This is a genomic window from Jeotgalicoccus sp. FSL K6-3177 (assembly GCF_038050175.1).
Classification (GTDB): Bacteria; Bacillota; Bacilli; order Staphylococcales; family Salinicoccaceae; genus Jeotgalicoccus; species Jeotgalicoccus nanhaiensis.
In genome coordinates this window covers 776,150-790,007 of record NZ_JBBOSK010000001.1, presented here as the reverse complement: position 1 = coordinate 790,007, position 13,858 = coordinate 776,150, and the positions used below count along the sequence as shown (strand labels likewise).

At 34.9% G+C, this 13,858-nt stretch carries 13 protein-coding genes; 3 read left to right on the top strand and 10 right to left on the bottom strand.

The features are described 5' to 3' along the window. Positions 1 to 19 precede the first annotated feature (19 nt). Genes MHH58_RS04000 through MHH58_RS03990 form a run of 3 tightly spaced genes read left to right on the top strand, consistent with a single transcriptional unit; the run spans position 20 to position 2,305 of the window. On the top strand, positions 20 to 1,387 hold the full coding sequence (locus MHH58_RS04000; protein ID WP_341345096.1) for an LCP family protein: 1,368 nt from the start codon (positions 20 to 22) through the stop codon (positions 1,385 to 1,387). A 10-nt stretch (positions 1,388 to 1,397) separates the two neighbouring features. Continuing rightward, a complete protein-coding gene (locus MHH58_RS03995; protein WP_341346086.1) occupies positions 1,398 to 1,871 on the top strand; it encodes a DUF2538 family protein in 474 nt (157 codons plus the stop codon). Positions 1,872 to 1,879: 8 nt separating this feature from the next. After that, entirely contained in the window at positions 1,880 to 2,305 is a 426-nt protein-coding gene (locus MHH58_RS03990) for a GNAT family N-acetyltransferase (RefSeq protein WP_341345095.1), read from the top strand. Between the two features lie 18 nt (positions 2,306 to 2,323). On the opposite strand, the gene MHH58_RS03985 is transcribed toward MHH58_RS03990, so the two are convergent. The 10 genes from MHH58_RS03985 to MHH58_RS03940 form a co-directional block, all read right to left on the bottom strand. Beyond that, the gene (locus MHH58_RS03985; RefSeq protein ID WP_341345094.1) at positions 2,324 to 4,495 is read right to left on the bottom strand and encodes a glycosyltransferase; all 2,172 of its coding nucleotides are present in this window, start codon (positions 4,493 to 4,495) and stop codon (positions 2,324 to 2,326) included. 9 nt (positions 4,496 to 4,504) lie between these two features. Then, positions 4,505 to 4,714: a hypothetical protein gene (locus tag MHH58_RS03980; protein ID WP_035807796.1), complete on the bottom strand. Its 210-nt coding sequence runs from the start codon at positions 4,712 to 4,714 to the stop codon at positions 4,505 to 4,507. 12 nt (positions 4,715 to 4,726) lie between these two features. Beyond that, positions 4,727 to 5,635 (bottom strand): ABC transporter ATP-binding protein, encoded by a 909-nt coding sequence (locus MHH58_RS03975; RefSeq protein WP_341345093.1) that lies wholly within the window; start codon positions 5,633 to 5,635, stop codon positions 4,727 to 4,729. A gap of 21 nt (positions 5,636 to 5,656) precedes the next feature. Then, complete coding sequence (locus MHH58_RS03970; RefSeq protein WP_341345092.1) at positions 5,657 to 7,741, bottom strand: hypothetical protein; 2,085 nt, start codon at positions 7,739 to 7,741, stop codon at positions 5,657 to 5,659. After that, on the bottom strand, positions 7,741 to 8,367 hold the full coding sequence (locus MHH58_RS03965; protein WP_341345091.1) for a hypothetical protein: 627 nt from the start codon (positions 8,365 to 8,367) through the stop codon (positions 7,741 to 7,743). Before MHH58_RS03965 ends, MHH58_RS03970 begins: the two co-directional genes overlap by 1 nt. Further along, positions 8,357 to 8,734 carry a hypothetical protein gene (locus MHH58_RS03960; protein WP_341345090.1) on the bottom strand — a complete coding sequence of 126 codons (378 nt, stop codon included), beginning with the start codon at positions 8,732 to 8,734 and terminating at the stop codon, positions 8,357 to 8,359. The genes MHH58_RS03965 and MHH58_RS03960 overlap by 11 nt, the downstream gene beginning before the upstream one ends. Beyond that, positions 8,721 to 9,872, bottom strand: a complete 1,152-nt coding sequence (locus tag MHH58_RS03955; RefSeq protein ID WP_341345089.1) for a glycosyltransferase family 4 protein — start codon at positions 9,870 to 9,872, stop codon at positions 8,721 to 8,723. Before MHH58_RS03955 ends, MHH58_RS03960 begins: the two co-directional genes overlap by 14 nt. A 13-nt stretch (positions 9,873 to 9,885) precedes the next feature. After that, positions 9,886 to 10,695 carry an ABC transporter permease gene (locus MHH58_RS03950; RefSeq protein WP_341345088.1) on the bottom strand — a complete coding sequence of 270 codons (810 nt, stop codon included), beginning with the start codon at positions 10,693 to 10,695 and terminating at the stop codon, positions 9,886 to 9,888. A gap of 137 nt (positions 10,696 to 10,832) precedes the next feature. Continuing rightward, on the bottom strand, positions 10,833 to 11,789 hold the full coding sequence (locus MHH58_RS03945; protein WP_341345087.1) for an acyltransferase family protein: 957 nt from the start codon (positions 11,787 to 11,789) through the stop codon (positions 10,833 to 10,835). 19 nt (positions 11,790 to 11,808) lie between these two features. Further along, entirely contained in the window at positions 11,809 to 13,785 is a 1,977-nt protein-coding gene (locus tag MHH58_RS03940) for an acyltransferase family protein (protein ID WP_341345086.1), read from the bottom strand. Positions 13,786 to 13,858: the final 73 nt, after the last annotated feature.

The window sequence follows — 13,858 nt, the reverse complement described above, 5'->3', positions numbered from 1 at the left end:
AAATGGGTCTATGACATTGATGAAGAAAATAATATGGACAATCGTTATTGTCCTGGTGCTGATTTTAATTGGTGCCGGAATTTATATCTACAGTCTTTATAACACTTTTGATGAAGGAGTCAGCAGCTCCTACGAACCGACTGACAAAGAAAGATCGGACTTAAGAAAAGAAGATGCTACAGTGGAAGATAGCTTTACAGTTTTAATTCTCGGTACTGATGAGAACGAATCACGTGCCGAAAAAGAAAATTTAGACGGCGATGATTTCCGCACCGACAGCATGATACTTGCAACCTTTGATAAGAACAATGATGATGTAAAATTGGTTAATATCCCAAGAGACACAATAGCCTACCTTAAAACTGAAGAATACTTTGATAAGATTAATCACGCTCATATGTACGGTGGTCCTTCAGCCTCCATGGATGCTGTCGAGAGACTATTAAATGTTCCTGTAGATTATTATGTTCGTATTAATATGGCAGGCGTAGTGGATATTGTAGATTCTGTAGGCGGAGTCGAATTCGATGTGCCTTTTGATATGAATGAGCCGAATCAGGATGACAACGGCCGAATCGAACTCTCTGAAGGCGTTCAGGAGCTGAGCGGTGCAGAAGCGCTTGCTGTCGTCAGAAGCAGACGGGTCGATTCAGATTTAGGACGCGGGAACAGACAGATGGAACTCGTGGAAGCTGTACTCAACAAAGTTAAATCATCCGGCGGTTTAAGTAAAATTGATGATTTAATTAAAGTTGTTGCGGATAATACTAGACATAACTTTACAACTAAAGATATCCGTCAGCTTGCTTCATATTACGCTTTTAACGATATCTCTTTCGATTCCACCCAGCTGCGCGGTACAGATTACTGGCAGCAAGGAAACGGAGCTTACTTCTACAGAGCAGATGATGAGCATTTATTTGTTCTTTCAAATACGATACGCTCTATACTGGAAATGGAACCTTCTGAACCGTTCGATTTACTGCAGCTGAGATTAGGCGATTATCTTGTACCTTATGAATATATGGATGATTATATGCTCACTGAACACCAGCCTGAAGTAATTCCCTACTTCGCCGAAGAAGGTTATGAAAGTTCTTACGGTGACGGCTTTGAAACTGAGGAATTTGATTACGAAGAATCTGATGTCGAAGGCGAAGACGATTTAGAAGATACAACAGAAGGTGACTTCAATCAGGGTAATCAGGCTCCTCAGGATGAAGGCACTGAAGAACCGGCACAAGGAGAAAATTATAATAATGAAGGTTATTATGATGACGGCACAAACAATCAGAATGATAGCTACTATGATGATGGTACAGAAACAGAAGATGAATACTACGAGGGCAGCAATAGCAATTCACTGAATAATGGTTATTATTATTAATTAAGTGGAGGTGGCTGTTTTGAGAAAATCATATGACAAAGTGACAAATATCCATGAAATGATGGATAATCTGGAAGAACTGATTAAAAATAATAATCAGCCAAAAATTGAAAATGAATACTTTTATATGAATCACGAACACAAAGAATTATATTTATCCCTGAGAAGTTATTTTTCGGAATCACAGAACAACCCTTCTGTTGATGCAGCCTGTTATATCACTGCGATTCCTGAAATATATGAAGTTGTAAATATTTTTGATTATATTTCCCCGCTGGACTGGATTCAAAAAGACGGCAGGTTATCAGATGAATTTAAAAAGCTAAAGCCGCATATCCAGTACATTGCACTGGCAGCAGCAGAAGCGAGCAATATTAAATTTAACACCCGTCCCGCCCTATCACTCGGTATGGATTACTGGAATATTGAACAGCTTAAAGTATTTTGGCAGTATACGATTATACGAAGAAAAAATGCGATGTAGGTGATGAAATGGAACTTAAAATAACTGATGATCCAAAGTATTACAACCAATGTCTGGAAATTAGAAAAGAAGTTTTTGTTGAAGAACAAAACGTGCCGCTGGAATTAGAAGTCGATGAGTATGAAAAAGAATCTGTGAATATTCTTCTTACTCTTGATGACCGCCCAATCGGTACAGTCAGATACCGTGATATGGGTGACGGTCTAATCAAAGTAGAACGCATGGCTGTAAGAAAAATAGCAAGAGGTCTGCATCTCGGTCAGACACTCATGAACTTCGTTCACATTCATGCAGAAGAAAATGGCTATACACGAGCCAAACTCGGCGCGCAGGTACATGCACTTAACTTTTATGAAAAGCTCGGTTACCATGTTTCATCTGATGAATTTGATGATGCAGGTATTCCTCATAAATATATGGAGAAAGAATTATAAAAAAATTGAGTCCTGATATCAGGACTCAATTTTTTTACTGTTATTAATTAATTCAAAGAGAGTTTTTTCTATTTCTTCAATATGCCCCAATTCACTGCCGAATACGTTATTGTTATTATCTTTAACAATTTCACTTAGCACACTGCCTTCTTCATACAGTGACCATATATCTGTACCAGAAGATATATAATCACTGTACTTTGATGCTAAATAAGGATTCTTTTTCATATACTCTTTTGTATTCGCATCACTTAAAATTAAACAGTCAAATTCTTTTGAAGCATTAAGAAATTCAAAATATTTTAGGTATGTACTAACTTGGACGATTTCAGAAACACCCTGAGTAATAACCTGACTTCTTACTTTCGAAGTATCGTTTGTAAATATATAAAGTTTGGCATTAATTTTATTCTCTTTTATTTTTTTGGCAATATTTATAATATCTGATGCGCTTCTTGTTTCATAAAAATTCCCAAAATAACCAATGTTATATTCTTTCTGATCCAGTGATACGTAGTGTTTATCGATATCATAATAATATTTATCCAATGAAGGATGCTGAGAAATAATTGATTTTTTATAAACCATATTTTTAAATTCATTATTAAAACGTTCCAGCATGACTTCCTGCTGATTAATATTAGTGAAGATAATCTTATCTGCAAAAATAAAAGGAAGTACTTCACACATGTTAAATAAATTAGCATTAATGTATTCTTCGAAATTTTTAGGCACTTTTTTCTTCAGTTTTTTAACTTCTTTAACCGTAAAATAACCTGCTTTACGTTCCTGATTTTTAATATCATACAAGATAGGATCCGAAAACTCTGCAACCCACATTAGATTGCTATTATCCTGTTTAAATTCAAATGCTGCCATATGTGATCCCGGCCAAAGCGCACGACTGTAAATTTTATCGTACTTATAAAGTTCCACACGTTTTTTTACCTTATCCACAAATGACTGAATATAGTTAGCATTTGAAAAAGATGAAGCAGTATTAATCATGTATTTAGTATCAATATATGGGTTAGCAATGACTTCAAGAGATGGATCCATCCCTCTGACATCCGTCATATCGTTAAAAACAACATCCACTGGCTGCTTCCCTTGATTAATACGTTTTGCCATCACTACGCCACTTGTATCGACAAAAGGAGGGAAACAATAGCTGATATATAAAGTTTTTGCCAAATCTTTATTGACCTGCTGATAGGGATAAAACTCATCCTGTTTGAATTTAATTAAGTCTGTCACTCTGCCGTAATCATCCATATTTAAATCCAAATATTTGTTTATAAACAATGCCTGTGAACGCATTCTGTCTATAATTAAATTCCTTACATCAAGATCATCTTCATATTTCAGTAAATCCTGCAAGGCGTCAATAACGTTAATTCTGTCCATCACATTAAATTGAAATGATATTTTAGCACGAGACAGGGTTCCCTGGCCTTTATATCTGTAGTAAACAGCTGCTTGCTGATTTATTTTGATAATCGGTTTATATTCTGTTATAAGCGCTGCATAGAGTACCACGTCTTCTCCATTATTAAGTTCTTCATTAAACTGTGTGTTCAGTAAAAAACTAGTAGGTACTATTTTGGCACCGTTTAAGGATAGATTCTTTCCTACATCAAAATAGCTGTTCGGATATTGAGTAAGTCTGAGCAGTTCTTTATTAATCACATTATTTCCATGATCATCCCTGGTTTCTACAATTTCATGCAGCTGGTTTAATAATATAGTATAAGGCTCTGCTTCTGACAGTGAATTTGATAAATAATCAGCAGATAATGTATCATCTACATCCAGAAAAGTTATATAAGAATATTGTGCATTGTTAATCCCCATATTGCGGGCAATCCCAACACCCTGATTCGAATATAAAGTCCTATGATTAAAAGTTATTTGCATCTTCTCAACCAAAGACTCGCTCTTGTTATATTCACCATTAAAAACAAATATCACTTCAAAATATTTATTGTCGAGAGTCTGCTTTTTTAAAGAATCAATAAGGCTTTCGATAAATTTTTCTCCCCGATGAACAGGTATAATTACACTTATTCCATACTCTAAATTACTGACAGGAAAAAAGTTGGTTTCCTCTTGAACTTTTTCATCCGAAAGTATTGAGTTTTTAATTGTATTTATTTCTTTTAATCGCTCTCTAATTTTTAAATTAGACATACTCATACACTACTTTCTGACAAACTTTTTCATCTTCAAACCTACTTTAATAGGAAGAAAACTTTGATATTTTTTTATCTGCCTGTTTAATCTGTCGTTCTCATTTTTCAAAACTGATATTTGCCTGTCTATATTTTTAAGTTCATTTAAGGCTCTTTCTTCTTTCTCCAAAGATTCCAAAGCTATTTCTTTTAATTCTTCATAAGTTAATTTATTCATTTTATAAGCACCTTATAGATATTGTATTGCCTGCAAATATCCCATCACAACTATAATAACTGAAAAAATCATTAAAAGCATACTATTCCATATTCCAAATTTCGTTTCATTTTTATCCGGCAGATATGTTGTAGTTCTCTGTCCCTCAATCATAGCTTTTTTATAACGTTTTTGAATGTGTTTCTCTTTTATATTATAACCTCTTACAAAACGTGCATACAGCCCTACTACCGGGATACAGTCTCCATATTCCCGCAGTTCGCCAAAGTGAATCCAAGCCGCTTTATTGCACATCTGCTGAATTTGGGGAATAGAATGACTGACAAAGAATATAGTTTTACCTTGTTCTCTGAATTCCTTCATCTTCGCGATACATTTACTCGCAAATGTATCATCCCCGACAGATAAGGCTTCGTCCACTATCAGTACATCAGGGTCTGTGTGAACAGCGATAGCAAAACCAAGCCTCGACATCATACCGCTTGAATAAGATTTAATCGGCTGATTAAGAAATTCTTCAAGTTCACTGAAAGCCACAATATCATCATAACGTTCCTCAATTTCTTTTTCGCTTAATCCGTGCATCAGACATTTCATATGAATGTTTTCTTCACCGGTCAATTCCATATTCAAACCTGCTGAAATAGCAATCAGTGATGGCTTGCCATCTACATATATTTCTCCTGAAGATGGTACAGTTACTCCGCCGAGCAGATTCGAAAGAGTGGACTTGCCCGAACCGTTTAATCCTACAATACCAACAGAATCCCCTGGTTCCACTTCAAAAGAAACATTTTTTAGAGCATGGTAGTATTCCTGTTCTTTATTCATAAAAGGAAATAATATTTTCCATAACTTTTTTTTATTACTGGTTGTATTAAAAACTTTTGAAACATTATCAACTTTAACTTTATAAGTCATTTTCCCACTTCCAAGTCAGTGTTAATTTAAACATTTAATATTAGCCGCATTGTATACCGGTTTATCAATATGCTCTGAAATTTCCTTCATGGTTTCACCATATTTATAATAATCACGCTGCTGGACAGTATATATATTATCTTCTTCAGTTAAATCCAATACACTGCCTTTTTCTGTAAACGCCCAGATTTTACTTGTACTTCCCCTGTAGTCGCTCAATTTAGAAGGTACGTATGGATTATATGGTTTAATACCAACAGTCTCAGCGTCAAATATAAGTAATATATCCATTAAATTAGTCAAGTTCAAAAACTCAAAATAAGGCGCGTACTGGTTCATTTCAATATACTCTTTAAAATCACTCTGTTTATAAAATCTCAGCGTTTTTTTATTAAGATTAGTGAACACATGTATTTTAAAGTTATTTATATTTGCCTCATACAGCTGTTTGGCTACTAATTCAATCTGTCTGAATCCCCGTGTATCATAAAAATTCCCGAAGTAAGCAATATTTATTTCTTCTTGGTTAATTTTGTAGAATGTTTTTACGATATTGTACATATCTTCTGGTAAGGTCGGGTGCTGGCTGATAACTGCTTTACCAGTTACTAAAGTCTTAATTCTATCATCGAATCTTTCCAGCATGTAGTTCATCTGATAGTGATTTGTGAATATGAGTTCATCTGCATACAAAAATGGGATTACTTCACACACGTTAAATGAATTGTCGTTAATCAAATGACTGTACTCTTCTCCTGTATACTCTTTAAGCATCTCAATATACTCATCATCTTCTATTGGTGCATACCTTATATTCGAAGAAACATCTGTATACAGAGGATCTGAAAACTCCGCTACCCATTTAATATCCGGGTTTTCTTTTTTAATTTCAAATGCTGCAAAATGAGAATGCGGAAACATTACACGTGAATAAATTTCATCGTATTTATCTTCATAAAGTTTGTACTTATGAAAAACACCCTGCATATACTCTTCAATACTCGCCCAGCTGCTGAAAGCTTGCGGGCCGGTCAGTACGATTTGAGAATCAAGCAGATGTGACATAATATTAAGCAGTTTATTATCTTTTTTTCTAATACGGCTCATGTCATTCGAAATAACATCAACAATATCTCCTGTTTCAAATATTCGCTTTGCCATCACGTTGCCGCTTGTGTCATTGAACGGCGGGAAACAATATGCTAAAACCAGTTTACGTGCATCGCCTTTGTTCAAAGCAGAATAATAGATATTTTCAATACCAATAGATTTCATTTCTTCAATAAGTTTTTCTTTGCTGATATTCCCTTTATCGATATAATTTTTAAGATTCGCTGTAAATATTTTATTAAAATACTGCAGCACTTCTGATACTTTTTCGTCATAACGTTTCGAAATTTTATTATCGATATACTTAACACATTTTATTGCTTCATTACAACTTTCCGGTATACCTCGTTCCAGTTCACCATGCACACATATTGCGTCTGTTTTCTCAATTTCTCCATTTAAATTAATAATTGCCATTAAATTTGACATCCAGATATTAAAACGAAATGAAAAATTATCTGTAAAACTGTGATGAAAAATTAAATGCGAAGGAATAATACAGTTGGTTTCTCTGATTAATTTTTCAATTGTCGGAGAATCAAAATTATACTTGTCTATATGATTATCTGATAAAAAGTTTTTATAAATTTTTGCATCTAAAGAATCGTTTCCATCTATGTCGGTAAGATAAATTTTGTCTTCACTAAAATCCAGTTCGTCATGATGGAACTTAACCGTTAAGTTCTCATCAATGATGATGACATGTGAATATTTTATATAAACTTTTGCGTCTTCAACAGTACCGTACACCACAGTAGTATTATCATCAGAAGTCTTCTTCAGCTCATCGTATGCGTATAAGTTATCCGTTACAAGTACAAAATTCATATTATTCAAGCTTTTTTCAGCCGGACTGTGTTCTGCTTTTGCAGCATGTTCTGAAATATACTTTATAACAGTCAGGCCCGCCGGATGTAACTCTGATAATGAAGATATTACACTGTTTATATACTGAGAGTTTGCATCTGCTGTATTGATTCTATTAACTACCTTCATTAATATCCTCTTTTCTTATTCCAGTATGCAACTTGCATTTTACCAAGTTTTGAACTGCGCAGCTGTTCCAGCCTGTTTAGAGACTGTTTATACTTTTCCATTAAATCTAAATATCTTGTTTCAAGATCATCATCGTCAGCTCTTCCGCCTGTAAACTGCAGCTGCTGATTTTCTCTTTGGAGATTGCTGATTACCTCATTCTTTTTGTCGTGCTCTCTCAGTAGACTTTCAACGATTTCCAGCTCATAGGTCTTATTTTTTTGCTTAACATTAATATTCAGCATTCTGTACTTTTCTATCAAATCAATATTCCGGTCACCTGTCGTCAGATGATAAAGATTATTTTTAAAATCTATATTCTGAATATTGTCAGCAGTTTTAAGAAGGCTCTCATTAATCTGCATATCATTGAGAATAAAAGTAGCTTCTTCGCCGTTCTCGGGAAAGTCATTGATTATTTCCCATACACTCGCAACATCGACTTTTGTTAAATCGATTTGTTTAGCCATATCATAACTGCCGAGACGCGCAAATGCGTTCTGGATTCCTTCGTTCTTTTGAATAACAAGTGTGACTGACCGGCCATTATTTTTTTCATCCAGTTCCATAAAAAATTTATTCATCATTAAGCACCCGTTTAAAATTTACAGTTGTTTTTTCGAATACTCTCGAGTTATCTTTCAGACTTTCTTTTGCATATGCTGTAATTGAATATCTTCCGTCAGGAATTTCAAATGAAAATGTATTCGATTTTTGATACCCGGTCTTAACAGTATCCATTTTTCCCTTGCGATCGATAAGATCAATTGCATATTCCATTTTTTCTCCAGTAGCATCAATGATTACATCAAGCGTATTTGTTTTCGTTATATAAACTTCATTTAATTTCAATTTTGGGGACGCGTTGTTTACCAATTCACTGGTTTCTCGCATTATAGCTTCGATATGATCTTCCAAATCATGATACGCTTTTTCCCAATCAACCCCAGCCATTAGTAATCACCTCAATTTCCTTACTTATAACAATATCGAGACCGGCTTGTTGTTTTATACTTTCAGCTGCGTTCTCGCTCATTTTTTTAAATTTGCGTGCATGCTTATATAAAAATTCTATATGTTCTACCATTTCATTTACATTATCTCTTGATGCAAGCATTCCTGTTTCTTTATGGGTTATAAATTCCGGAATCCCGCCAATATTGTTTGTAACCGGCACTAGGCCACTGCTCATAGCCTCACCAAGCGAAACACCCTGAGAATCATGACGGGAAGGACCCAGATAAATGCCATGATTTTTATGAATTTCAGGAATGTCATTTTGTTTAACAAATCCTTTATGTAAATTCACATTGTCAAATTGTTTCAGAGGATTGGTAAGAACATTAAATAATTTCCCGTCACCGTATATATTAAATTCAAGCTTGTGGAAATATTTTTTCCTACTTAATTGTTTGATGACATCAACAGTTATATCATTTGCATAGTTTTTAGCCGTGAATGGTCGTATAGTACAAATTTTTAATCTGTCATCGGCAGATTTTTTATGATATTGAAACAGTTCATCATCGATAATATTATGAATGATGTGATAATTATCCGGAACCACACCGACATAAGGATCTACGTACAATTCTTTGAATCTGCGCGAAACGTAAATAAATTTAATATTTAAGTCCTTGCGTGTCATAATATCCTGCAGAAATTCTTTTTGCGGCTGAAAAACTGTATCCTTTCTTTCCAGGGCATTATCGAGCTGACTGATATTTTCCAAAAAATTATAGTACCTTCTGTGCCACGCCTCAGCTTCAAAACCGTGGAGCCAAACAACTATGTTGGGCCGCTCCTGTTCCCCTAGCTGATTGATACCGTAAAACATTTTTTTGTTGATAAAGTGAAACAGCACTGTAGAGTAATCATTTTCCTTAAGAAACGATGCAATCTGATACTCATCCATGTATTTAATGTGTACACCATCGTAATATTTATCTTTCAATACTTTTGTTGTAATAACAACAATATCAACCTCAAGGCCTTTTTGCTGATAAGCTTTTACTCTTCTGTGCAAAAAACTGTTCGCATAAAGGTTTTCCAGTGTTGGATATGCATTACATATCATTAAATACTTATGCATTGTTTTACCACCCTTATAGATAATCAATTAATTTGTAACGGAATTTAATATGCAGATAACTCCCGATAAGCAGAAAGACAATTGTAATTGCCCAGAAATATATGTGCTGCTCCATTGTTCCATAAAATAAACCATCACCGTATATCAGTGCATTACGGAAGTTCTGTACCAGATAAGCGAAAGGATTCAAATCGGATATCATCTGAAGTAATCCGCCGCGTTCTCCAGGCTGCCAAAATATTGGCGTCATGAAAAAGCCCATGCGTATAACATTCTGCAGGACATTTCTAAAATCCCGTACGAGTATGATAAGTGTACTCATTATTAAATTTATCGCAAAAATTAATGCAAACGCAGCAATAATAAAATAAATAAGCATTAAAAAATACAACGGATTTACAAATCCGTTAAATAATGAAATAAGCATTATAATCATTGTCATAAATGACAGGTTTATTAAACTGTTGGTAAATGAAATTGACAGCAGTACACTGGATGGAAACCTCATTTTCGTCACCAGACCCAGCTGTGCATAAATAGCGTTCGACCCGATATTAATAGCCTGCGAAATAAACAGCCACGGGAATAGTCCTGAAATAAGATAAACAATAAATGGAATCTCAGAATCTGGTGCTGTTGCACCTCTCAGACCCAAACCAAAAATTAAATAATAAATTGCCGCCTGCATCAGAGGCTGCAGAATGTTCCAGAATAGGCCCAGATAATGATTGGAGTATTCACTTTTAACATTGTAGATTGACAGCTTCCATATTAAATGAAAGTTTTGAAATTGCTCTTTAAATAGAGTTATAACGTGATTCATGATATTCCCTCTTATATGTTCACTTTTTAAATATAAATTTGTATCTCATTTATTATAATAGTAATTCATACTGGTGTCATTTAAAAACCAATAATAAAAGAAAAGAGCAGACTCGTGTCTGCTCTTTGATTAACATATTACTTTAAGCCTAAAAATAAAATTCTAGTAGGTTTTGTCAAACTGAATAAGTAACCGATAATGACTGGTATGATTACACCAAGAACTGTAAATTCAAACGGAGTTACGTTGTACTCAAGTACCGTTCTGAAAAATATATTTACCGGCAAATGGAGATACATTATTACTATTGAATACTTTCCTATAACCTTTAACATTTCTTTAATTGGAAACTTAGCAATAAGATTGCTGATATATATTACTGGCATAAAAAACAGTAAAGGAATAATCATATCCAAAATAAAATGGTTGTAAGAACTCATTTTTAAATTCAGATAAAAATCCATATAACCATTTATGTTTACCAGTATAGCCAGCGAAGCAAGCACTGCTGAAACTGCAGCCACAGTGAATGAATCGTGATACTTTCTAATTATCTCCCTGCTGTAATGCCCCAGTGAATAATAAAATACTGCAATCATTACTACATTGGCATTCCAGGGCCAGTCAAATGAAATAATTATCTCACTATGCCCGGCAACAAATAATGCTGCAACCACTAGAATCTGAATCCATTTATAAAAATTGCTGATTATACCAAGCAGAAGCTGTGTGAGCAGAAGCACAGTTATAAACCAGAAGACACCATATGGTCCCTGCAGTCTGCTTCCTCCGTACAAAAGATTGTACAGGTGATCCGGCAGCATTTCTAAATGCTGTATATTAAATAGTGCAAAAATAGCAATACCATATATAAAATAAGGCAGTATCATCCTAAAAGATTTATTCCCAGCCCATCCTGCGAAGTTTTTAAATAGTACAGGTTTAAATAAAATACCTGATAAAAAGAAAAACAGCGGCATTCTGAACCAGCCTAAATATATATCTAAAAATGCGTGACCGGCGTGACCAAGAACTACCAGTATAATACTGATTGCTTTGGCAATGTCCAGCCACTCTATTCTTTTTTTCTCCACGATATCACCATCTGATACTTTATAAGTTTAATGCCTCTGCAACATCTCTCTGCAGCAGCGGTTTAAAAGTTTTACTGAATGTTTCTGTCATGTGATCATGATCAAAGTAACCAATAACATTTCCTACAACCGGATCACAGTACTCCTCACCGCAGAAGTAGTCACTGTAATCAGCATAGAAAACGTTATCCGGTTTATTTTCCAAGCGTTCCCATGCTGAGGGAGTGTTATAAACATCAGCTTTTACAATTTTACACTCTGTGCCGTTCTCACCATGCTGAGCTATACACTCAGGTACTGAACCTTTAAAATAAGGTGTATCTCTCAGTGCCAGAACATCTATATTTACTTCATCCAGCTTGTTAAATTGTTCAATAAATCCTGCCGGTACATCATACAGACTTGAATAAGCAATGTCTGCCAGAGTAATAACTAAATCGACATCTTCATTTACAATTTCATCGATAACATTCCGGTTCCACTCAATACATTGCTCAGTGTAGTTTTCCGTATCAGTTGTAAACCGGCAGCCTGCCTTCGTTATATTAATCAGACGCATGTTTTCTTCTTCTGCAATATCCTGCATAGGAGAAATCCAATGTGTAGACTTAGAACCACCTACTACAGCCACAGTGTAATCATAACTTTTTGTTTTCCCGTAATCGCAAACCTCAACAGCCGATGACTGGGGGCTGACCTGACACTCGTACGCTTCTGTTTTATCTTCCAATATAGTCGCCAGCGATGGAACAGGTTCTTTTTTCTCAAAATTTTCAGAGTCGTATGACGCTGCATTTACCATTACACCAGGATAGTCTTCATTATTTACACTGAGTGAAGAAGCCTGGCTGATCGTATAGTAATACCAGCTGCCGAGACCGATAATGAGGATTGAAGCTAAACCGATTATTGGTCTGAATCCTCTAATACTGAAATTATTTTTATTTATATAATTAATAATTGGTTTCTCAACTGTATTAGTAGTGATATAACTTAGTAATATCGAAATTACTATAATGATAATACCATGCAGCAGTGACACTGAAGATGTATCGAATATTTCATAGTAAAATATAAGTATCGGCCAGTGCCATAAATAGATTCCATAACTTAAACTGCCTAAAAACTTCAGCGGACGAGTGCTCAGAAGTTTTTCAACTCCGAACCTGCTGGGATTTTGACCGGCAAGCAGTATCAGCACAGCAGCACTTATAGGAATCAGCGCTATCAGTCCAGGGAATGTCCCCTGAACATCCAGTAATATTCCTGTAAGCAGTAGAACTGCGAGGCCAATCCACCCCAGTATAAAACTCACATACCTGTGAATGTTCAAATTAAAAATATAAATCATTAGTAATCCACCGACAGCAAATTCAAATACCCTTGCTCCCGTGTCAAAATATGCCCATGGCTGATTCATAGATGTTATATAAATGGAATAAATTAATGATATTGTGAATAAAATTAATAACACAGCTGTGAATACTTTCTTCAAACTGATGTTTAATTTTTTACTAATTAAAATTGCCAGTGATACAATCACAAACCAGATAACATAAAATTGTCCCTGGATGGACATCGCCCAAAAATGCTGCACCGGGCTCTGAGGGTTATTCTGATCGAGATAATCTGTTCCGGTTATTGCCAGCTGCCAGTTTTCAAAATACAAAAGTGATGCAGCTATCTCTTTAATTGTCGCCGTAAACCTTATATCCGGCAAAATAAAAAAACTGCCTATCGTAATGAATATCATTACTGTTAAAGCGCTCGGCAGTAATCTTCTAAGTAAACCCAGTATGAATTTACCAAACTTTATGTAACCGTTGCGTGCATATCCTGACAGTAACGATGTCGTGATTAAAAATCCTGAGACTACAAAAAATACATCTACTCCGCCGGAAACCCGCATCATCCAAATATGATAGACAGCTACGAGAAGCGCTGCTATTGCTCTCAGTCCCTCTATCTCTGGACGGTATTGCCTTTTTATTTCCATATGCTAATTTACCTCTTTCAAATATCATAAAAATTAAATCAGTACATAATTTTAGCATATTTAATATTGCTTG